General features: G+C 32.7%; 22 protein-coding genes. 16 read left to right on the top strand and 6 right to left on the bottom strand.

What is annotated here, in order from left to right; all coding sequences use genetic code 11:
• Nucleotides 1-95: 95 nt before the first annotated feature.
• Nucleotides 96-458, top strand: a complete 363-nt coding sequence (locus tag AAFP94_RS05225) for a CoA-binding protein (RefSeq protein ID WP_316661433.1) — start codon at nt 96-98, stop codon at nt 456-458.
• On the opposite strand, the gene AAFP94_RS05220 is transcribed toward AAFP94_RS05225, so the two are convergent.
• The gene (locus AAFP94_RS05220) at nt 429-1892 is read right to left on the bottom strand and encodes a sodium:solute symporter (protein ID WP_316661432.1); all 1464 of its coding nucleotides are present in this window, start codon (nt 1890-1892) and stop codon (nt 429-431) included. The genes AAFP94_RS05225 and AAFP94_RS05220 overlap by 30 nt on opposite strands.
• Nucleotides 1893-1972: 80 nt before the next feature.
• On the opposite strand from AAFP94_RS05220, the gene recR reads away from it, so the two are divergent.
• The 3 genes from recR (at nt 1973) to AAFP94_RS05205 (ending at nt 5109) form a co-directional block, all read left to right on the top strand.
• Complete coding sequence (gene recR / locus AAFP94_RS05215) at nt 1973-2590, top strand: recombination mediator RecR (protein WP_316661431.1); 618 nt, start codon at nt 1973-1975, stop codon at nt 2588-2590.
• A 5-nt stretch (nt 2591-2595) separates the two neighbouring features.
• A complete protein-coding gene (locus tag AAFP94_RS05210) occupies nt 2596-3693 on the top strand; it encodes a glycosyltransferase family 2 protein (protein WP_316661430.1) in 1098 nt (365 codons plus the stop codon).
• An 84-nt stretch (nt 3694-3777) separates the two neighbouring features.
• Nucleotides 3778-5109 carry a dihydrolipoamide acetyltransferase family protein gene (locus AAFP94_RS05205; RefSeq protein ID WP_316661429.1) on the top strand — a complete coding sequence of 444 codons (1332 nt, stop codon included), beginning with the start codon at nt 3778-3780 and terminating at the stop codon, nt 5107-5109.
• Nucleotides 5110-5160: 51 nt separating this feature from the next.
• Here AAFP94_RS05205 and arsB read toward each other — a convergent pair whose 3' ends face one another.
• Nucleotides 5161-6222 carry an ACR3 family arsenite efflux transporter gene (gene arsB, locus AAFP94_RS05200; RefSeq protein WP_316661428.1) on the bottom strand — a complete coding sequence of 354 codons (1062 nt, stop codon included), beginning with the start codon at nt 6220-6222 and terminating at the stop codon, nt 5161-5163.
• A complete protein-coding gene (locus AAFP94_RS05195; RefSeq protein ID WP_316661427.1) occupies nt 6204-6860 on the bottom strand; it encodes a low molecular weight phosphatase family protein in 657 nt (218 codons plus the stop codon). The genes arsB and AAFP94_RS05195 overlap by 19 nt, the downstream gene beginning before the upstream one ends.
• 240 nt (nt 6861-7100) lie before the next feature.
• Between AAFP94_RS05195 and AAFP94_RS05190 the strand changes: the two genes are divergently transcribed.
• Genes AAFP94_RS05190 through AAFP94_RS05180 form a run of 3 tightly spaced genes read left to right on the top strand, consistent with a single transcriptional unit; the run spans nt 7101 to nt 8833 of the window.
• The gene (locus tag AAFP94_RS05190; RefSeq protein WP_316661426.1) at nt 7101-7877 is read left to right on the top strand and encodes a 3'-5' exonuclease; all 777 of its coding nucleotides are present in this window, start codon (nt 7101-7103) and stop codon (nt 7875-7877) included.
• A gap of 2 nt (nt 7878-7879) precedes the next feature.
• Nucleotides 7880-8491, top strand: a complete 612-nt coding sequence (locus AAFP94_RS05185; protein WP_316661425.1) for a fumarylacetoacetate hydrolase family protein — start codon at nt 7880-7882, stop codon at nt 8489-8491.
• Complete coding sequence (locus AAFP94_RS05180; RefSeq protein WP_316661424.1) at nt 8492-8833, top strand: Hpt domain-containing protein; 342 nt, start codon at nt 8492-8494, stop codon at nt 8831-8833.
• A 4-nt stretch (nt 8834-8837) separates the two neighbouring features.
• Here the strand turns inward: AAFP94_RS05180 and AAFP94_RS05175 are convergent, their stop codons facing one another.
• On the bottom strand, nt 8838-9869 hold the full coding sequence (locus tag AAFP94_RS05175) for an acetamidase/formamidase family protein (RefSeq protein ID WP_316661423.1): 1032 nt from the start codon (nt 9867-9869) through the stop codon (nt 8838-8840).
• A gap of 95 nt (nt 9870-9964) precedes the next feature.
• Here AAFP94_RS05175 and AAFP94_RS05170 point away from each other — a divergent pair, with 95 nt between their 5' ends.
• The 8 genes from AAFP94_RS05170 (at nt 9965) to rimO (ending at nt 16600) form a co-directional block, all read left to right on the top strand.
• On the top strand, nt 9965-11221 hold the full coding sequence (locus AAFP94_RS05170) for a competence/damage-inducible protein A (protein WP_316661422.1): 1257 nt from the start codon (nt 9965-9967) through the stop codon (nt 11219-11221).
• A gap of 70 nt (nt 11222-11291) precedes the next feature.
• A complete protein-coding gene (gene rpmB, locus AAFP94_RS05165; RefSeq protein WP_316661421.1) occupies nt 11292-11528 on the top strand; it encodes a 50S ribosomal protein L28 in 237 nt (78 codons plus the stop codon).
• A gap of 25 nt (nt 11529-11553) precedes the next feature.
• A complete protein-coding gene (gene rpmG / locus AAFP94_RS05160; RefSeq protein WP_316661420.1) occupies nt 11554-11736 on the top strand; it encodes a 50S ribosomal protein L33 in 183 nt (60 codons plus the stop codon).
• Nucleotides 11737-11752: 16 nt separating this feature from the next.
• A complete protein-coding gene (locus tag AAFP94_RS05155; RefSeq protein ID WP_316661419.1) occupies nt 11753-11905 on the top strand; it encodes a DUF4295 domain-containing protein in 153 nt (50 codons plus the stop codon).
• A 143-nt stretch (nt 11906-12048) separates the two neighbouring features.
• Nucleotides 12049-13002: a signal recognition particle-docking protein FtsY gene (gene ftsY / locus AAFP94_RS05150; protein ID WP_316661418.1), complete on the top strand. Its 954-nt coding sequence runs from the start codon at nt 12049-12051 to the stop codon at nt 13000-13002.
• Between the two features lie 46 nt (nt 13003-13048).
• Nucleotides 13049-13477, top strand: a complete 429-nt coding sequence (locus AAFP94_RS05145) for an SRPBCC family protein (protein WP_316661417.1) — start codon at nt 13049-13051, stop codon at nt 13475-13477.
• Nucleotides 13478-13539: 62 nt separating this feature from the next.
• Nucleotides 13540-15225 (top strand): amidase family protein, encoded by a 1686-nt coding sequence (locus tag AAFP94_RS05140; protein ID WP_316661416.1) that lies wholly within the window; start codon nt 13540-13542, stop codon nt 15223-15225.
• Nucleotides 15226-15292: 67 nt separating this feature from the next.
• The gene (gene rimO, locus AAFP94_RS05135; RefSeq protein ID WP_316661415.1) at nt 15293-16600 is read left to right on the top strand and encodes a 30S ribosomal protein S12 methylthiotransferase RimO; all 1308 of its coding nucleotides are present in this window, start codon (nt 15293-15295) and stop codon (nt 16598-16600) included.
• Between the two features lie 171 nt (nt 16601-16771).
• Here the strand turns inward: rimO and AAFP94_RS05130 are convergent, their stop codons facing one another.
• Both AAFP94_RS05130 and AAFP94_RS05125 read right to left on the bottom strand, forming a co-directional pair.
• Complete coding sequence (locus tag AAFP94_RS05130) at nt 16772-18064, bottom strand: carboxypeptidase-like regulatory domain-containing protein (RefSeq protein WP_316661414.1); 1293 nt, start codon at nt 18062-18064, stop codon at nt 16772-16774.
• 30 nt (nt 18065-18094) lie between these two features.
• Nucleotides 18095-18916 carry a dienelactone hydrolase family protein gene (locus AAFP94_RS05125; RefSeq protein WP_316661413.1) on the bottom strand — a complete coding sequence of 274 codons (822 nt, stop codon included), beginning with the start codon at nt 18914-18916 and terminating at the stop codon, nt 18095-18097.
• 142 nt (nt 18917-19058) lie between these two features.
• Between AAFP94_RS05125 and bshC the strand changes: the two genes are divergently transcribed.
• Nucleotides 19059-20651 (top strand): bacillithiol biosynthesis cysteine-adding enzyme BshC, encoded by a 1593-nt coding sequence (gene bshC, locus AAFP94_RS05120; protein WP_316661412.1) that lies wholly within the window; start codon nt 19059-19061, stop codon nt 20649-20651.
• The last annotated feature ends 44 nt before the right edge of the window (nt 20652-20695 follow it).

Raw genomic sequence — 20695 nt, 5'->3', positions numbered from 1 at the left:
TTTTGATTGATTGATGTATTTACTTTACTTTACAAAGAGACGGTTAATATTGAATTTCGTTACTTTATTTAACAACTGATTAACAATTTTAACAAATGAATAAGAAAACTTTAGTTATTGGTGCTTCAGAGAAGAGGAATAGATATTCTAATTTGGCAATACATAAATTATTAAAAAACAACCATGAAGTCCTTGCCATTGGCACAAAAAATGCTGAAGTTAATGGAATTCAAATTTCTACAGAATTGTACCATTATAAGAATATTGATACAGTTACACTATATGTTGGTCTAAAACATCAAAAAGAATACTACGATTATATAATTTCATTAAAGCCTAAAAGGGTCATCTTTAATCCTGGAACCGAAAACTCAAAGTTTTACAAGCTTCTCAAGGAGAATAAAATACACTTTGAAGTTGCTTGTACATTAACCCTTCTTGCTACGAATCAGTATTAAGCCAAGAAAAGTAAGTAAACCATTAATAGGTAAAAGCTCATAACCTACAACATAGCCTCCCAAATTTTCTGAAGGTATATTACCTATAATTGCGGTAATGATTACAGAGCATAAGGCAACTATCCAAACTAATTTATCATTAATCTTGAATTTAGTAAAAATTCCAAAGGCAAATAAACCGAGTAAAGGACCATAAGTATAACCAGCTACAGTTAACAAACTATCAATAACATTTTTATTTAAAACATGTTTGAATATTATAATGACTAAAACTAGCACAATACTCATTATAATATGAACTTTTTTACGAAGTTTTTTCTGAAGCTCAATGGGTCTATTTTCAATATCTAAAAAATCAACGCAATAAGACGTAGTTAATGATGTTAGAGCACTATCTGCACTACTATATGCTGCTGCAATTAAACCTAACATAAAAGTAACTGCGACTGTTAGACCCAAACCGCTATTTAGTGCTATTTCCGGAAATAAGAGATCTGTTTTTGGAGAACCATCCATTAATGGAATTGTAATATCATTCGCTTTTGAATATATAAACAAGAGTGCTCCTAAAGCCATAAACAGTGCCGTAACAAAAACCAACACAAAACTAAAAGACACCATATTTTTTTGTGCATCTTTAAGGGTTTTGCATGTTAGATTCTTTTGCATCATGTCCTGATCTAAACCTGTCATAGAAATAGTAATAAACATTCCGCCTAGAAACGATTTTATAAAATGTGTTCTATCTAAAAAGCTATCTGTAAAAATAACTTTACTATATTCTTTAAAATCTTCTGAAGCAAGAAACTCTGAAAAACTCCATCCAATAGCCTTGTTGATAAAGTAAATAGACAAGCACACTGAAACAATCATAAATAAAGTTTGTAAAGTGTCTGTCCAAACAATAGTTTTTATGCCACCTTTATTGGTATAAATCCAAATTAATAAAATTGAGATAACAACAGTAATCTCAAACGGCACATGCCACTCGTCGAATACAAATTGTTGCAACACAATAGCCACCAAAAACAACCTGAAGGCAGCACCTAAAACTCTAGAAACGAAAAAGAAGAATGCACCCGTTTTATGACTTACAACTCCAAAACGGTCCAATAAGTATTCATATATAGAAGTCACATTGAGCCTATAATATATTGGCAATAAGACATAAGCTACAACAAAGTAGCCAAACATATAACCAAAGACAACTTGCAGATAACTAAATTGAGAACTTTCCACCCAACCAGGAACAGAAATAAATGTCACACCTGAAAGCGAGGCACCAACCATTCCAAAGGCAACGACATACCAAGGAGACTTTTTACCAGCTTTAAAAAAGTCAACATTATTATCATTTTTCCCTGTAAAATGAGAGATTAAAATAAGGACACCAAAGTAGGCTGCAATAAGTATTAGAATTTGCGTAGCAGTCATAAAAGTTTATTTCAATGCCAAAATACAAATTACAACTTTATAAATGTAATTCTTAAATCTAAAATTGTAAATTCGCAATTATGGAATTCTCTTCAAAACTACTTGAAAATGCTGTAAATGCAATGTCTCAATTACCAGGTGTTGGCAAGCGCACTGCACTGCGTTTGGTTTTGCATTTGCTTCGCCAACCCCAAGAGCAAACGTTACAATTATCAAAAGCTTTGAGCACTATGAGAAGCGATATACAATTTTGTAAATCATGTAATAATATCAGCGATTTAAACATTTGTGAAATTTGCTCAAATCCAAATAGAGACGAAAGCATTATTTGTGTTGTAGAAGATGTTCGAGATGTCATGGCTATAGAAAACACAAGTTCTTTTAAGGGTTTGTATCATGTGCTCGGCGGTAAAATTTCTCCAATGGATGGTATTGGACCTAGCGAACTATGCATTGACCCTTTGGTAGAAAAAGTGAAGCAAGGTCATGTGAAAGAGCTAATATTTGCATTAAGTTCTACGATGGAAGGCGACACAACCAATTTTTATATCTATAAGCAAATACAAGATTATAATATCTTTACATCAACTATTGCAAGAGGTATTTCTGTTGGTGATGAAATTGAATATGCAGACGAAATCACTTTAGGTAGAAGTATCGTTAATAGAATCCCTTTTGAAATTTCATTAAAGGCATAGTTTTTTTGAAGCTTTCGGTTGTCATATTAAATTATAACGTTAGATATTTTTTAGAGCTATGCCTAAAAAGTGTACAAGAAGCGGCTAAAGATATAGAGGCACAAATTATAGTTGTTGACAATAATTCTTCAGATGAAAGCTGTCAGATGGTAAAGAAGCTCTTTCCAGAAGTAACACTTATCCAGAATCACAAGAATCTGGGTTTTTCCAAAGGAAATAATCAAGGCGTAGCAGTTTCAAAAGGTGAGTACATTCTCATTTTAAATCCAGATATAGTTGTTGCAGAAGATTCACTCATAAAGTTAATGCACTTTGCAGATTCTAAACAAAACCTTGGTATAGTTGGTTGCAAATTAATAGATGGTTCAGGACAATTTTTACCAGAAAGTAAGCGAAATATTCCTACACCAAAGATCTCTATTAAAAAGATATTTGGGAATTCAAGTAGTTATTATGCAAACCATATTAAGGAGGAGGATGTTGCAAAGGCAGATATTTTAGTTGGCGCCTGCATGTTGCTTAAAAAAGATATTTATCAAAAAGTTGGAGGTTTTGATGAAGACTATTTTATGTATGGCGAAGATATAGACTTATCCTATAAAATTTTAAAATCAAGCTATGATAATTATTTTTTTGGAAAAACAACGATTCTTCATTTTAAAGGAGAAAGTACGTTAAAAGACAATACGTATACTAAACATTTTTATGGTGCGATGAAGATTTTCTATAAAAAACATTTTAAAAAGAATATGTTGTTTGATGGTTTGGTTTCATTGGTTTTGTTTTTTGCTAAAATGTTTAAATCTGATGTACAAGACGAAACAAAACAAATAGATAGATATGCTTTGCTGTCGGATAAAACTTGGGTTAAATTATCTTCTAAATTAAATAAACCTATTATGTATAATATTCCTTTGCCCGATGTCCAAAATTTCACCGAAATTATTTTTGATGCCAACTATATGTCGTACAAAGAAATAATTAATCAAATGGCTGCAATTGGAAAAAATAAATTAGTAACGTTTAAAATTCTTCCAAAAAACTCTAATTTTATAATCGGAAGTAACAGTAATAAAAGTAGAGGTGAGGTCATTGTTTTTTAAATCAATCAAGAATAATTAATAAAACACGTCTTTTTTTATTAATTTTGCACTCTGAAACTAAAAAAATAGCTTTACATTATATATATGGCAAAATTTGAACTTAAATTACCTAAAATGGGAGAGAGCGTTGCAGAAGCAACAATCACGTCTTGGTTAAAAGATGTAGGAGATACCATTGAAGTTGATGAAGCTGTTCTTGAAATTGCTACAGACAAAGTAGATAGCGAAGTACTTTGTGAGGTAGAAGGTGTTTTAACCGAAAAGTTATTCGATATTAATGAAATAGTTCAAGTTGGGCAAACGTTAGCCATTATAGATACTCAAAATGGAGAAGAAGTTGCTGCTCCAATTACTGAACAAAGTACTGAAAATGAAGAACCTGTTCAAGTTGAAGAAAGTGTACAACAGGCAGAAGATATGGTATCAAAAGCTGTTGAGACAGTAAGTTCAATAAGTTCTACTGAAGGCCGTTTTTACTCACCTTTAGTTAAGAATATTGCCAAAGAAGAAGGTATTTCGCAACAAGAATTGGATGCGCTTCCAGGAACGGGAAAAGATGGTCGTGTAACTAAAAGCGATATTTTTGCTTATTTAGAAAATAGAGACAAACAAGTTCCTGTTACTTCATACTCTGCCGAGAAGCCGCAACCAGTTCCTCAACCAGAACCCATTATAAAACAGCCAGTTGCTCCTATAATTTCTAGCGGAGAAGACGAAATTATAGAAATGACCAGAATGGGTAAACTCGTTGCACATCACATGGTTGAGTCGATTCAAACCTCTGCTCATGTACAAAGTTTTATTGAAGCAGATGTGACCAGAATCTGGACTTGGAGGCAAAAAGTTAAAGATCAGTTCTTAAAACAGGAAGGTGAAAACTTAACCTTTACACCTATTTTTATGGAAGCTGTAGCCAAAGCGTTACGAGATTTCCCAATGATGAATATTTCAGTTCAAGGTGATAAGATTATCAAAAAGAAAAATATCAATTTGGGTATGGCAACCGCGTTGCAAGATGGAAATTTAATTGTTCCAGTCATTAAAAACGCGGACCAACTAAATTTGGTTGGTATGACCAAAAAAGTAAACGATTTGGCTAATAGAGCTCGTTTGAATAAACTAAATCCAGATGATGTACAAGGTGGAACCTACACTGTTACTAATGTTGGCTCTTTTGGTAGCATTATGGGAACACCAATCATCAACCAACCTCAAGTAGGGATTTTAGCATTAGGAGCTATTAGAAAAGTACCAGCGGTTATAGAAACTTCTGAAGGCGATTTTATTGGTATACGTTACAAAATGTTCTTATCGCATTCTTATGACCATCGCGTGGTAAATGGTGCTTTAGGAGGCCAATTCGTAAAGGCTGTAAAGGATTATTTGGAGGCTTGGGATTCTAATAGACAGATTTAACAGCATTTTTCTAATTAAAAGCAAAAGCAATTCAGGTTAGCATCCAAACAGCTATTTTTTAAGAGCCGTCAGCTTGCCTTTTCCATAATATTTTTTTCGCAACCAAAAAGAAACTCGAACTAATAAAATTAAAGCAGGAACTTCTACCAATGGTCCTATTACTCCTGCAAATGCTTGTCCTGAATTCAGTCCGAAAACTGCAATGGCAACGGCAATAGCTAATTCAAAATTATTTCCAGCTGCGGTAAACGCAACTGAAGCTGTTTTGTCGTATTCTGCTCCTGTTGCTTTGGTAAAGAAAAATCCAATGATAAACATTATCGTAAAATAGATAAGTAAAGGAACTGCTATGATCAGAACGTCCATTGGGATTTCCACAATTAACTCTCCTTTAAGCGAGAACATCACAATAATGGTAAATAGCAATGCAATTAAAGTCAATGGTGAAATGGCCGGAATAAATTTTTTTGTGTACCAATTTTCGCCTTTTAGTTTTACTAAAATGAGTCTGCTTAAAATTCCTGTTACGAACGGAATGCCTAAATAAATGGCTACACTTTCAGCGATTGTTCCAATTGAAATATCAACGATTGCACCTTCAAACCCGAAATAGGGTGGTAGAATGGTTATAAAAATCCACGCGTAAAAACTGTACGCAAAAACTTGAAAAATACTATTTAATGCAACCAAACCTGCTCCATATTCACTACTACCTTCGGCTAGGTCGTTCCAAACCAAGACCATAGCAATACAACGTGCCAAACCAATCAAAATCAGGCCGACCATATATTCTGGATAATCACGTAGAAAAGTAATGGCTAAAACAAACATTAAAACAGGTCCAATTATCCAATTTAGGATAAGGGAAATAGAAAGGATTTTTGTGTTTCTAAATACTTTTGGCAATAACGCATAATTAACCTTTGCTAAAGGCGGATACATCATTACTATCAACCCGATGGCAATCGGAATATTTGTTGTTCCGCTACTAAACGAGTTAATAATATTCGGGAATGTTGGAATGAAATACCCAAGTCCAACTCCAAAAGTCATGGCTATAAAAATCCAAAGGGTTAAATTTTTATCAAGAAAACTTAATTTTTTTGTTGCCATTTTTTATAGGAGTTTATTTGAGAGAAAACGTAATACAATTCGGTTGCAATTTGAAGACTTCTTTCATTATATTTTTCTGCTTGTTGTGGTGTATTGTCAAATGCTTTTGGGTCCTCAAAAGTTATTGGAATTCGTTTTTCTGCACCAGAAACAAACGGACATGCTTCATTTGCAGAGTCGCAGGTCATAATTGCCACAAATTCAGATTTCGGATTAAATACATCATCTAATTTTTTTGAAAAGCCGACGATAGGATGCTCGTTGTCTGTGTATTTAATGCTGTAGATCGGATTGTTACTTTCTGAAATCATTTTTACTTGAAAACCAGAATTTTGTAACGTTTCTGCAACCATTGGAAATAGAGCTGTAGCTTCTGTTCCACCCGAATAGCAAAACACATTTTTAATATCAAAATAATATGCCATTGTTTGTGCCCAAACCTGTGATAAATGACTTCTTCGCGAATTGTGCGTACAGATAAAGTTGATACGGATTTCTTGATTTTTTGAAACTTTTGACTGAATAAAATCAATTAACAATTGTAAAACTACTTTACGCTTGTTTGAAATAGTTTGAGGATTTAATTCTTTAATTAAGTTTACTATTTCTGAATATAGGATTGGTTTTGTTGTTATCATACTTTTTGCGATTATACGATTAATATTCAAAAGGTCAAAGTTTTTTAGAGACTTGACAAAAAATGGTTCTTTATTTTAGACAACAATGAATGTGTTTTTACTGTGGTTGCTTTTAACTTGTGGGTAATGATGTAATTTTTTTAGCTTCTTTAAGTGGTCAAACAAAGTTCAACTATTTTCCTTATAAAGTCAAATCATTGTTTTGTTTATTCTAATTACATTTGTACAAAATTGTAGTGCATGAGCCTTAATTTAACAAAACCATTGTGTTTTTTTGATCTTGAAACCACAGGTGTTAATATTTCTAAAGATCGTATTGTGGAGATTTCAATCCTAAAAGTTAATCCAGGCGGAAATGAAGAAAGTAAAACGTGGTTGGTAAATCCAGAAATGCCAATACCAAAAGAAGTGACTGCCATTCATGGTATTTCTGATGCAGATGTTGCAGATAAACCTACGTTTAAAGAACTGGCCAAAGAGATATTTGTCATGATTAAAGATTCTGATCTGGCAGGATTTAACTCCAACAGATTTGATATTCCATTATTAGCGGAAGAAATGTTAAGAGCAGAAATAGATTTTGATATGAAAAACAGATTGGCTATTGATGTTCAGAATATTTTTCATAAAATGGAACAACGCACCTTGAGTGCCGCTTACAAATTTTATTGTGATAAAGATTTAGACAATGCACACAGTGCAGAAGCAGATACTAAAGCCACCTTTGAAGTCTTAAAAGCGCAGGTTGAGAAATATGACGAATTGGAAAACAACTCCAAGTTTCTGGCAGAGTTCAGTTCAAGAAAAAAGTTTGCGGATTTTGCAGGTTTTATCGCCTACAATAAAAAAGGAGAAGAATGCTTTTCGTTTGGTAAGCACAAAAACAAAACGGTAATTGAGGTTTTAGAAAAAGAACCCGGTTATTTTGGTTGGTTGCTTAATGCAGACTTCCCATTATACACCAAAAAGGTATTAACAGCTATTAAGCTTCGCAGTTTTAATAATAAGTTAGATTAAGAATGAAACTTATCTGCATCGGTAGAAATTATACCGAACATATTAAAGAATTGGAAAATGAAAAACCTAAAGATCCAGTAGTTTTTTTAAAACCAGACACTTCTATATTGTTAAAAAAACAGCCTTTTTTTATACCAGATTTTTCTGATGATGTACATCATGAAGTGGAAATTTTGGTTAAAATAAATAGATTAGGGAAGCACATCGATAAAAAATTTGCACATAAATATTATGATGAAATTGGCCTAGGTATCGATTTCACGGCTAGAGATATTCAGGCTCAATTAAAAGAAAAAGGTTTGCCTTGGGAAAAGGCCAAAGGCTTTGATGGTGCAGCAGTTATTGGCAATTGGTTACCAAAAAAAGAAATAGGAGATATTAACAATATAAATTTCTCATTGAAGAAAAATGATATATTAGTTCAGCAAGGAAATACAGCCAATATGCTTTGGAAAATTGATGAATTGATAGAATATATCTCAAAATATTTTACTTTAAAGATTGGAGATATTATATTTACCGGTACACCAGCAGGAGTTGGCAAAGTAATTGCTGACGATAAACTTAAAGGTTACATAGAAAACAAACAAATGTTTTCAATAACAGTAAAATAAATGGAACAACATTACAAATTATCTAGGGTTCGCGAATTAGCAGGTGATGACCAAGAATTTATATTGGCATTAGCTCAAACTTTTTTGGAAGAAGTACCGCCAGATGCTGAAAGGTTAAAAAATGCTGTTTCAGAAAAAAACTATCAAGAAGCCTATCAAGCAGCTCATAAAATGAAACCAACAATAGATTTATTTGAACTTGGTGTGCTTCAGGATTTAATTGAGGTTCAAGATTGGGGAAAATTCACAAAAACAGACGTTGATATTACAGACAAATTGGACATTGTACTCGCTGCAGTAGAACAAGCTTCAAACGAATTACGATCAGATTTTAATTTGTAGTTTTCTATTTTATTCCAAGCACTTCTTTAGATATATGCATGGCAACAAGCATATGTGGTACATCTACAGTTTCAGCAATCTTTAAATCGCCAGCCAAAGAACATAAAGCATAGGCTTCATTCTCACTTAAATTATGTTCCTGCATTAAATAATCTATCATGTATAAGGTTGCCTTTTTAGCAGCTTCATCAATAGTAGTTGCAAAACCTGTTGTTGCATAATAATCATTGGTTTCGTATTGAGGCTCTTTTAATATTTTATTTTTTATAATGTCTAACTGGTAAACGACCCTTAAAGGTGCTTCAATGGCAGTTCCGCATACTTCTCCAAGCCCTTGTGCAGCATGTCCATCACCAACCGAAAATAAAGCGCCTTCAACAAAAACCGGAAAATAAACAATAGTACCTTGAGTAAGATTTGGGTCGTCCATATTTCCACCATTTGCTCTTGGTGGAATTGTAGATAACATTTCTTCAGTTGGAGGAGCGACGCCCATAACACCTAAAAAAGGATTCAATGGAACTTTAATATTTTCGTTGAAATCAACATGGGTTCTATCTTTACCCAATTGATAAATTCTTAAATATTCTCCTTTTATAGAATCGGCAACAAAGCTAAAACCTGGGTAAATAGCATTCCAGCCCCAATCACCAACTTCAATCTGATGCAGCGTTACTTTTAAAACATCTCCTGGAGAAGCACCTTCAACATAAACAGGTCCAGTTAAAGGATGTATTGGCTCAAAACTTAAATTCTTTAAATCTTCTACTTTAGAGTTTAGATTGAATTGCTCATCACTGGCATCTTCTGTAAAAGCTTCAATAATAGTTCCAGATTTGACCTTTAAAATGGGTTCAATGGCACTGCTGAACTTATTATGCGTTTGATCTTTGGTTAAAGTAAATTCAGGTGTTATCTCATTTACACTCTTTTCAATTTTAGTAGTTGAGTGTGTTTGGTCTTTACCTTCATCTTTACAGGATATGAAAAGTATTGGAACAATAAAAAACAACGATAACAGAAGGCTTTTGCACATGGTTGGTAGTTAAAATAAATTAAGCCTTTTAAAAATAAGAAATAATAAACAAATAACCTTAAATTTGACGTTTTAACTTAACACAATTATATATTTTGCTCGCTGAAATAATCACTATTGGAGACGAAATCCTCATAGGTCAAATTATTGATACTAATTCCGCTTTTATCTCAAAAGAATTTAATAAAATTGGTGTTTCAGTATATCAAATTACATCTGTTCAGGACGATAAAAAGCATATACTTAAAGCCTTAAAAGAAGCAGAAGACAATGCCGATATTATCATTATAACTGGAGGTCTTGGTCCAACAAAAGATGATATTACCAAACATACTTTAGCAGAATATTTTAAGGATACTTTAATACAAAATGATGCTGTTTTGGACAACATTAAATCACTTTGGAAAAACTATATCAATCAACCTTTAATGCAGGTTAATATCGACCAAGCTTTAGTACCATCAAAATCTATTGTATTGATGAACAGTTTAGGAAGTGCTCCAGGCATGTGGATAGAAAAAGGTAACATGGTTTTTATTTCGCTTCCAGGTGTTCCTTATGAGATGAAAGCTTTATTAGGAAATGAAGTGATTCCTAAACTTCAGCAGAAATATAAATTTCCATATATATTACATAAAACTCTGGTTGTTTATGGTATTGGAGAAAGTATGCTTGCTTCAAAAATTGAAGCTTGGGAAAATAATTTGCCGAAATTCATCAAACTAGCGTATTTACCAAATTTAGGTAAGGTGAGATTACGTCTATCTGCAAAGGGAAAGAATAAAAAAGAAATTGAATTGGAAATTGATAATCAAATACAAAAATTGCTACCACTATTAGATGGTATTTATTTTGGTTTTGAAGAAGAGGATTCTATCGAGTTAAGTATTGGTAAACAATTAGCATTACAACACAAAACATTAGCTACGGCAGAAAGCTGTACAGGCGGAAAAATTGCCGAACAAATTACTGCAAATGCTGGAGCTTCCGTTTATTTTAAAGGTAGCATAGTAAGTTACGAAACCCAAACAAAAATAGATGTTTTAAAGGTTCCTAAAGATATTATAGAAAGGTATTCTGTTGTTAGTAAGCAAGTTGCAGAAGCTATGGCGCAAAATGTCAGGGAAATTTTTGATTCAGATTATGCTATTGCAACTACAGGAAATGCTGGACCAACAAAAGGTGATGCAGATGCAGAATTAGGTACTGTTTTTATTGCTATAGCTACAAAAAATAAGGTGTTTTCAGAAAAATTCAGCTTTGGGAATCACAGAATTAAGGTCATAAATAAAGCCGTAAATAAAGCTTTTGAAATGCTACAAAAAGAAATTTTAAAAATTGATAAAAATTAAGTTGTCGTAAATTAAAGATTTTGTATATTTGCACCTCGTTTCGAAATAACAATATTTAAAGTTAGAAATAATGTCAAGAGTTTGTGAAATTACTGGGAAAAAGGCGATGGTTGGAAACAACGTGTCTCACGCATTAAACAGAACTAAACGTAAATTTAATGCTAATTTGGCAAAGAAACGTTTCTACATACCTGAAGAAGATAAGTGGATAACTTTAAAAGTTTCTACATCAGCATTAAAAACCATTAATAAATTAGGTATTTCTGCTGTGTTAAAAGATGCAAAATCTAAAGGGATTTTAAAATAATAGCCACATTTAAAGATTTAAGAAAATGGCAAAGAAAGGCAATAGAGTTCAAGTAATATTAGAGTGTACAGAGCATAAAGCTACTGGACAACCAGGAACTTCACGTTATATTACAACTAAAAACAAAAAGAATACGCCAGATAGAATGGAGATAAAAAAATTCAATCCTATCTTAAAACGTATGACTGTTCATAAAGAAATTAAATAAGTAAAGTAATTGAGTCATGGCAAAGAAATCGGTAGCATCATTACAGACAGGATCTAAAAGGCTTACAAAAGCAATAAAGATGGTAAAATCACCTAAAACTGGAGCATATATGTTCGTTGAGTCAATTATGGCACCAGAACAAGTAAACGAATGGATGAGTAAGCAATAATCTGTAGTTACTCTTAAAAATATTTTAAGCTGCTTTCAATACCCTTGAAAGCAGCTTTTGTTTTATATTTACACTCCTGACAAACTTTCCGTTTTCAACTCTAGGCAAGAAGTTTGTTATTAGTTTTAAAATTGAATTAAATAATGAGTTTTTTTAAAAAAATATTCTCTTCAGAAAAAAAGGAAACACTAGATAAAGGATTAGAAAAATCCAAAACAACATTCTTAAATAAATTAAGTAAAGCAGTTGCTGGAAAATCTAAAGTTGATGATGAAGTTTTAGATAATCTTGAAGAGGTTTTGGTAACCAGTGATGTTGGTGTTAATACAACACTTAAGGTCATTGAGCGCATTGAAGAGCGTGTATCTAAAGATAAATATTTAGGTACTGAAGAGTTAAACCAAATTCTTCGTGAAGAAATAGCAGCATTATTGTCTGAAACCAATTTGGGCGAAGCTACCGAATTTACCATTCCTGAAGATAAAAAACCGTATGTTATTATGGTTGTAGGTGTTAATGGTGTTGGTAAAACAACAACCATAGGTAAATTGGCTTATCAGTTTAAAAAACAAGGACTTAAAGTAGTACTTGGTGCAGCAGATACATTTAGAGCTGCAGCTATAGACCAGTTACAAGTTTGGGCAGATAGAGTAGATGTACCAATCGTAAAGCAATCTATGGGAAGTGATCCTGCTTCAGTGGCTTTTGATACGTTACAAAGTGCAGTAGCAGAAGATGCTGATGTTGTTATTATAGATACTGCTGGACGTTTGCATAATAAAGTCAATCTCATGAATGAGCTAACTAAGGTAAAACGTGTCATGCAAAAAGTAGTTCAAGATGCTCCTCATGATGTTTTACTAGTTCTAGATGGTTCTACAGGACAGAATGCTTTTGAGCAAGCCAAACAGTTTACAGCAGCGACAGAAGTTACAAGTCTGGCAGTTACTAAATTGGACGGAACTGCAAAGGGTGGAGTTGTTATTGGAATTAGTGATCAATTTCAAATTCCAGTAAAATATATTGGTGTTGGAGAAAAGATTGAGGATTTGCAAGTTTTTAATAAATATGAGTTTGTAGATTCGTTTTTTAAATAATAGATTTTAATTGTCACATCGAGCGTTGTCGAGATGTATATTAAATATGAGTTTTAATATTTACCATAATCTTTTAATAAAAGCTACTAAACAAGAGGTTTTTGATGCTGTTTCCGTACCAGAACATTTAAACAATTGGTGGACTCTAAAGAGTAGTGGTATGCCAGAAATGGGTAATACTTACAACTTAAATTTTACTGATGAATATGATTGGTACTGTCAAGTATCAGTTTGTAATCCTTTTGATTCCTTTCATTTAAGAATGACCAAAAGTGACAACGATTGGGATCCAACCACGTTTGGTTTTGATTTGGAAGAAAAAGAAAACAGAACCTATGTAAGATTCAGTCATGTCAATTGGCAAGAAACCAACGAACATTTTAAGATTGCTTCGTTTTGCTGGGCTATGTTGCTTTACGGGCTTAAAAACTATCTTGAAAAAGGAATCATTATTCCTTTTGCAGAAAGAAATTAACTTCAAATTTCTTATCAAAGAGTATTTTTAAAATTGGTATTTTTAAAAAAATAATACTAACCATGAAATATTTAAAGCTTCTTATTTGCGTCTTTCTCATAACAATTTCTTGTAATGACAATAAAAATAATCAACCTGCAACTCAAGAAAGTACTAGTGAAGAATCTGTAAAAGATTCAATTGTTGTTAATGATTCTTCAGATGTTAGTGATATTTCAACCAAACCATTTTACGATTTTAAGGTACTGGATTCAAAATATATTGATGCTTCTGCTTTGTGGGAACCATTTAGTGAAGACTTAAAAGATTTTACAGAGTCTATTTACAATAGTTTAAAGCCTTTTATTTTAGAACAGGATATTCCCACGATTCAAAAAAATATAGCTCAAGGAAAATTGTCCTATGAGCAACTCACCAAGTTTTATCTCTACAGAATCAGAAAGTTTGATCGGGAAAATGACTTGTCCTTAAATTCAGTCATTGCTTTGAACCCTAATGTTATTGCGGAAGCGAAGCAAAGAGACAAAGAATTTTTAAATCGAATGGTGAAGCCAAAGCTTTTTGGTATGCCAATTCTGTTAAAAGATAACATCAATGCTTCAGGCATGCCAACAACTGCTGGTGCTGTAGCTCTTGAAAATAATATGGCTGATGATGCTTTCATTGTTCAAAGACTTAAAGAGAATAAAGCATTAATTCTTGGAAAAGCCAATTTAAGCGAATGGGCTTATTTTTTCTGTGGCGATTGTCCTAGCGGTTACAGTGCCATTGGTGGACAAACCCTTAATCCTTATGGTAGAAAAATGATAGATACTGGTGGTTCTAGTTCGGGTAGTGGTGTTGCAGTTGCAGCCAATTTTTGTGTTGCTGCTGTTGGTAGTGAAACGTCTGGTTCTATATTATCACCATCAAGTAAAAACTCTCTTGTCGGACTAAAACCAACCATTGGTTTGTTAAGCAGAAGCGGAATCGTACCTATTTCATCTACTTTAGATACGCCAGGACCAATGACCAAAAATGTGGTTGACAATGCATACTTATTGGACGCTATGTTTGGTGTAGATAAAAGCGATAGCAAAACGATTGATGCTTTATTGGACCTAGGATTTTACACAGAACAACTTAAAGAAAATGGTGTAAAAGGAAAACGATTTGGTGCTTTTAAACATCTTTTGGAAGACAGTTTGTATGTCAATGCTATTACGGTTTTAAAAAATCTTGGTGCTGAAGTAATTGAATTTGAAGAAGAAGAAATTGAACTGCCAGAGTTTTTAAGATTGTTGAATTTGGATATGAAAAAGGATTTACCAGTTTATCTTTCTCAAAATGCTAGCGACAGTATTAAGGTAAGAACGGTTAGTGATATAATCGATTTCAATAAAGAAGATTCAATAAGCAGAATGCCTTACGGACAGAAACTATTTGAAGGAATTGTTGCAGATTCAGCTACAGATTCAGCATTTGAAAACATAAAAAGCACGCTGAAAAATAATGGTATAAAGTATCTTAACAAACCAATGAATGAAAATAACTTAAACGGAATTCTTTCAATAAACAACTACCACGCCGGATTTGCCGCAGTAGCAGAATATCCAGCCATGACCATTCCAATGGGTTATAATTCAGATGGAGAACCAGAAGGGCTAACCATAATTGCAAGACCATTACAGGAGAAATTCTTGTTACAATGGGCTTACGCTTATGAGCAAGCCTCAAAAATGAGACAAATACCTGAAGATTATAAATAGTTTTCTCTGTTCAATTTTTAATCTTTATTGTTATTCATTGCCTATCTTTGCGCTCAACTTTTTTTGAATGAGAACAAAGTCGCTTAAAAAAAATAGGATCAACGTTGTAACGCTTGGCTGTAGCAAAAATGTTTACGACAGCGAAGTGCTTATGGGGCAACTTAAAGCCAGTGGCAAAGATGTCGTCCATGAAGAAGAAGGTAATGTTGTGGTGATTAATACCTGCGGATTTATAAATAATGCCAAGGAAGAAAGCGTGAATACCATTCTGGAATACATGCAGAAAAAGGAAGCTGGAGAAGTTGATAAAGTTTTTGTGACTGGGTGTCTTTCAGAACGCTATAAACCAGACTTACAAAAAGAAATTCCAAATGTTGATGAATATTTTGGTACCACAGAATTACCGCAATTATTAAAAGCACTTGGTGCTGATTATAAACATGAGCTTATAGGTGAACGCTTAACAACGACACCAAAGAATTACGCCTATTTAAAAATTGCTGAAGGTTGCGATAGACCTTGTAGCTTTTGTGCCATTCCATTAATGCGTGGAAAACATAAAAGTACACCTATTGAAGATGTCGTTATTGAAGCTAAAAAATTAGCTGCCAATGGCGTCAAAGAATTGATTCTTATTGCTCAAGATTTAACCTATTACGGACTCGATCTTTACAAAAAACGAAACCTTGCAGAACTACTCGAAGCACTTGTGAAAGTTGAAGGTATAGAATGGATCAGGTTGCATTATGCGTTCCCAACAGGTTTTCCAATGGATGTCTTGGATGTGATGAACAGAGAAGCTAAAATTTGCAATTATATAGATATTCCGTTGCAACATATTTCTGACCATTTATTAAAGAGTATGCGTCGAGGTACAACCAAAGAAAAAACGACGAAGCTTTTGCAAGAGTTTAGAAAAATTGTACCCAATATGACTATCAGAACCACGCTGATTGTTGGTTATCCTGGAGAAACTGAAGCCGATTTTCAGGAGTTGAAACAATGGGTTGCAGATATGCGTTTTGAACGTTTGGGATGTTTTACCTATTCGCATGAAGAAAATACACATGCCTATAATCTGGAAGACAATGTTCCAGAAGACGTAAAGCAACAACGCGCCAACAAGATTATGGAATTGCAATCTCAAATTTCATGGGAACTGAACCAGGAGAAAATAGGACAGGAGTTTAAAGTGGTAATAGACAGAAAAGAAGGCAACTACTTTGTTGGACGTACAGAATATGACTCTCCAGATGTGGATAACGAAGTCTTGATTGATGCTACAAGGAGCTATTTAAAAACTGGAGAATTTACCAAGGTTAAAATTACTGAAGCCGCCGATTTTGATTTGTATGCAGAAGTTGTGTCATCTTGAGTCTTTCGGCTCCGCTTAAGATAAACTAAAGTCGAAAGGTTGATTTATATGCTGAAGTTGTATTTATGAGTTTCGTTTAATGTTATGATATAAATCTGTTTTAATTGTTTATATCAATAGTTAAACGAAGTTCGACTATTTTTTTAAGAAAGTCAAGTTGATAAAAATGAATTAAGATTTCAGTTTTTCTAGTTGTCGGCTTATTTTTTTAATGGCTGTTTCTATAGATTTTTCAGGTTCAATGATGTTGTATTCTCCCCAAAACTCTGGGTCTGTAAAACCAGAAGCTTCATCGGTTAAAATGACATTAGGTTTTAATGTTTGTTGAGGTTTAATTCCAGCTGTATTCTGTTGCCAATCTGTTATCAACATTTCACTATCTAAAGAGTAAGTACTGTTAAATAGTCTTCCTTTCCATTTAACTCTAAATACCAGTTTAATGTTACTATAGCCATATTGCCATTTACCATCTTTTTCTCTGTAGTCAACACGATAGGAAGCCTCAAGTGGATAAGCCCTTACTTTTTTCGGCTTTTTCTTTACAAACATAGCACCTGTCATAGCTCTATTAGAAACATTAAGTTGGTAATCTGCTCTTAAAAGTGCTAATGATGTTACATCAACATACAATTTACCAAAATAGAATGGAGATAAAACGTTAGGTTTTTGCTTAAAACTCAACACATAAACCTGACGATTATCTATTTGTGATCTTCCATCAAAACTAAACTCATAATATTCCATATTTTCATCTGTAAATACATATTCAGGATATTTCATAAGGTCTGTATATAAAGTGCTAAACGGACCACCTTGTAATTTTAAAGCCAATGTGTCTAATCTTGAATAGTTTGTATTTTTTCTGGATTTAATCAATATTAAATTGTCTTTTTTTAGAGATTTCGTTGGATTCTTGTAAATCTCTAAAACGGCTTCTGATAATGATGCATTTTTCTTCCCTTTTTTAATAGATTCTCTGTAAAATGCTGTCATTAATGATTCATTACCATAATAATTTTCCGCTTTTCTTTTAAGAACCTCTTGGAAAAGTTTTTTAGGATCTTTAACAGTACTTATATTAATTTCTGTAAGTTTTGTTGCAACTACAGAGAGTTTGATTACAGTACTTTCTCTATTAAATTCAGACAAAGAAACGGTTTGGGTTCTATAACCCAAAAAAGACACAGTCACTGACTTTTCTAGATGTTCTTTTGGAACTTTGAGTGAAAATTCTCCTTCAGTATTTGTAATGGATCTTATGTTTGTTCCGTTTACATTTAAATCGGCATAAATTAGAGGATCATTATTTCTACTGTCTACCACCAATCCTTTAAACTCGGTAAAGGTATCTTGTTGATTATTGTTTTGGAAAGCTTCTATATTTTGGTTAATTCCTACAACGAAAAAGAAAATCAAAAGAGGAAGAAGCCTTCTAACTTGAGTTTTTAAATATATGTTTTTCATTGTTTTAAGATTTAATGAATAATTTTATGTTCAATTCCAAACCGAATTTACTAACCAGTCTGCAGCAACTTTAAGATAGTCAACATAATTGCAAGGTTCTGTATGCGTAAGTCCAGGTGCAATAACAAATGTAATATCACTGCCAGAGGTGACACTCGCATCTACCCAACCCTGAACTTCTTGAACTGGAAATGTAGCATCATTTTCACCATGAACGACGTAAATAGGAATAGGGATCAATCTTCCTACACCGCTGTTGGTAGTATTCCAATGACTTGCCATTGGAATTGCTGCAGAAAATAAACTAGATTGAGTTTCTGCAAAAAACCAACTGCCGTTACCTCCATCACTATAACCGTGAGCCACAATTTTTTCAGAATCTACTGGAAGGTAATCAATTGCCAAATCAATGAGTGTTAACACTTGGTCATTATTTTCCACAGTAGGCCATAACTTCCCGTTACTATTTGGACTAATGATTATAGGGGCGATAGCCTCAAAACCTGGTTCTGCCAAACAAGCAGTACTTTGATGCGCTGTAGGCTGTATACCACATGAGGCGCAACCATGCATAGAAATTACTAAAGGTCTGTCATTATTTGTAAAATCAACATCGGGCATGATAACTCTAAAGGACCATTCATCACCATCAATATTTATTAAAGTAACATCGTTGACACCAGTAGTAAATTCAAAATTATCAAAGTCTTCTTGAACATCGGCGTAGGTTCTTGGTCCATCATCTACAACAGGATCAGGAATGTTAGGATCCTGAAATACAGATTCGTTGTTACAATTAAATAATATTAATATCAATAATAAGCATATTGAGATAGGCTTAATATTTCTCATAAATTTTTTTATTAAAGTTATGTGAAAATACTAATATAAGGCATACAAATTCTGTTAATTTTGTTAAAAAAATACTAAAAAGCACAATTTTAAGCATAATCTTTAAAAGACATTATCTTTACAGAAAATATAAAAACGTAACATGCATCTAGACTTTATTCCGTTTAGAAATACAAATTATTTTTCAAACTTAATTTGTGATTATTTAGATGAAAACGAAAAACTAAAACAGTTTTATCATCGGTTTCCAGATATTCATAACTTTAAAGATCAAATTGAAGAAAAAGAACTAAACTATCCTGTAGATCATCGTGAAATTTTAGTTAGGAAACTTAAAATCCAATATGCTAATTTAAGCAGTAGTGAAGCTACATTACAAAACATTCATTTATTATCACAAGAGAACACTTTCACTATTACAACGGGACATCAGTTAAATTTATTTACTGGCCCATTGTATTTTTTGTATAAAATTATTTCAACTATTAATTTATGTAAAGAACTAAACGAAAAATATTCTGAATTCAATTTCGTCCCTGTGTATTGGATGGCTACTGAAGACCATGACTTTGAAGAGATAAATTATTTTAATGTTAACGGGAAAAAGATTCACTGGAATAGACCGGCAAAAGGAGCAGTTGGAGAACTTAATACTGCAGGTTTAAAAGAGGTTTTTAATTTACTCTCGTTAGAATTGGGTGGAAGCAAAAATGCTAAATATTTAGAAAATCTATTCAATGAAGCTTATTTGAAAAATGAAAGTTTAGCTGATGCAACAAGATTTTTAGCTAATGAATTATTTAAAGGGTATGGGTTGGTTATTATTGATGCAAATGACACCGATTTAAAACGATTATTTGTTCCTTTTATTAAAGAAGAATTATTAAACAACACATCATACAATCAAGTTACTAAAACTAATAAAGAACTTTATAAACATAGTAACATACAGGTAACCCCAAGAGAAATAAATCTTTTTTATCTAAAAGAAAATTTACGCGAACGCATTACAAAAGAAAATAAGAGTTACCTAGTAAATAACACAGATATAAAGTTTTCGGAAAAAGAAATTCTCACTGAATTAAATAATCATCCAGAGCGTTTTTCACCTAACGTAATTATGAGACCTTTATATCAGGAGGTTATTTTGCCTAACCTTTGCTACATAGGAGGAGCTGGTGAACTGGCTTATTGGTTTCAGCTCAAAAAATACTTCAATGAAGTAAATGTTACTTTTCCAATATTATTGTTACGTGATTCACTTCTAATACAAACACAAAAACAATCAAAAAAACTTAAAAAATTAAATATAACTACTCAAGATTTGTTTTTAAAACGTGACGCATTTATAAACAAAAAGGTAAGGGAAATATCTAATGTTGATATTGACTTTACACCTCAAAAAGAACATTTACAAGAGCAATTCAAACAACTATATGAATTAGCAAAACAAACCGATAAATCATTTTTAGGAGCAGTTAAAGCTCAAGAACGTAAGCAAATAAAAGGTTTAGAACATCTTGAAAAACGTTTATTAAAGGCTCAAAAAAGAAAATTGGCCGATCAAGTTTCCAGAATGACAGAAATTCAAAATCAATTATTTCCTAACCAAAGTTTGCAAGAAAGAAACACTAATTTTTCGGAATTGTATTTGCAATATGGAGAGTTATTAATCAAGCAACTTATTGAAAATATAAACCCTTTGGAAATGAATTTTAAGGTGTTAACATTATAGCATAAAAAACCCAACATCTACACTCAAATTTTTAAAACAATTGT

Source organism: Gilvirhabdus luticola (assembly GCF_040117515.1).
Classification (GTDB): domain Bacteria; phylum Bacteroidota; class Bacteroidia; order Flavobacteriales; family Flavobacteriaceae; genus Gilvirhabdus; species Gilvirhabdus luticola.
Note: the sequence above shows the minus strand (reverse complement) of the source record. Positions and strands in the feature narration are given on the sequence as shown.

What these genes read in the sequence shown, in the direction of transcription:
- AAFP94_RS05225 (WP_316661433.1), top strand. Translation starts at nt 96, where the DNA reads ATGAATAAGAAAACTTTAGTTATTGGTGCTTCAGAGAAGAGGAATAGA.
- AAFP94_RS05220 (WP_316661432.1), bottom strand. Translation starts at nt 1,892, where the DNA reads ATGACTGCTACGCAAATTCTAATACTTATTGCAGCCTACTTTGGTGTC.
- recR (WP_316661431.1), top strand. Translation starts at nt 1,973, where the DNA reads ATGGAATTCTCTTCAAAACTACTTGAAAATGCTGTAAATGCAATGTCT.
- AAFP94_RS05205 (WP_316661429.1), top strand. Translation starts at nt 3,778, where the DNA reads ATGGCAAAATTTGAACTTAAATTACCTAAAATGGGAGAGAGCGTTGCA.
- arsB (WP_316661428.1), bottom strand. Translation starts at nt 6,222, where the DNA reads ATGGCAACAAAAAAATTAAGTTTTCTTGATAAAAATTTAACCCTTTGG.
- AAFP94_RS05195 (WP_316661427.1), bottom strand. Translation starts at nt 6,860, where the DNA reads ATGATAACAACAAAACCAATCCTATATTCAGAAATAGTAAACTTAATT.
- AAFP94_RS05190 (WP_316661426.1), top strand. Translation starts at nt 7,101, where the DNA reads ATGAGCCTTAATTTAACAAAACCATTGTGTTTTTTTGATCTTGAAACC.
- AAFP94_RS05185 (WP_316661425.1), top strand. Translation starts at nt 7,880, where the DNA reads ATGAAACTTATCTGCATCGGTAGAAATTATACCGAACATATTAAAGAA.
- AAFP94_RS05180 (WP_316661424.1), top strand. Translation starts at nt 8,492, where the DNA reads ATGGAACAACATTACAAATTATCTAGGGTTCGCGAATTAGCAGGTGAT.
- AAFP94_RS05175 (WP_316661423.1), bottom strand. Translation starts at nt 9,869, where the DNA reads ATGTGCAAAAGCCTTCTGTTATCGTTGTTTTTTATTGTTCCAATACTT.
- rpmB (WP_316661421.1), top strand. Translation starts at nt 11,292, where the DNA reads ATGTCAAGAGTTTGTGAAATTACTGGGAAAAAGGCGATGGTTGGAAAC.
- rpmG (WP_316661420.1), top strand. Translation starts at nt 11,554, where the DNA reads ATGGCAAAGAAAGGCAATAGAGTTCAAGTAATATTAGAGTGTACAGAG.
- AAFP94_RS05155 (WP_316661419.1), top strand. Translation starts at nt 11,753, where the DNA reads ATGGCAAAGAAATCGGTAGCATCATTACAGACAGGATCTAAAAGGCTT.
- ftsY (WP_316661418.1), top strand. Translation starts at nt 12,049, where the DNA reads ATGAGTTTTTTTAAAAAAATATTCTCTTCAGAAAAAAAGGAAACACTA.
- AAFP94_RS05145 (WP_316661417.1), top strand. Translation starts at nt 13,049, where the DNA reads ATGAGTTTTAATATTTACCATAATCTTTTAATAAAAGCTACTAAACAA.
- AAFP94_RS05140 (WP_316661416.1), top strand. Translation starts at nt 13,540, where the DNA reads ATGAAATATTTAAAGCTTCTTATTTGCGTCTTTCTCATAACAATTTCT.
- rimO (WP_316661415.1), top strand. Translation starts at nt 15,293, where the DNA reads ATGAGAACAAAGTCGCTTAAAAAAAATAGGATCAACGTTGTAACGCTT.
- AAFP94_RS05130 (WP_316661414.1), bottom strand. Translation starts at nt 18,064, where the DNA reads ATGAAAAACATATATTTAAAAACTCAAGTTAGAAGGCTTCTTCCTCTT.
- AAFP94_RS05125 (WP_316661413.1), bottom strand. Translation starts at nt 18,916, where the DNA reads ATGAGAAATATTAAGCCTATCTCAATATGCTTATTATTGATATTAATA.
- bshC (WP_316661412.1), top strand. Translation starts at nt 19,059, where the DNA reads ATGCATCTAGACTTTATTCCGTTTAGAAATACAAATTATTTTTCAAAC.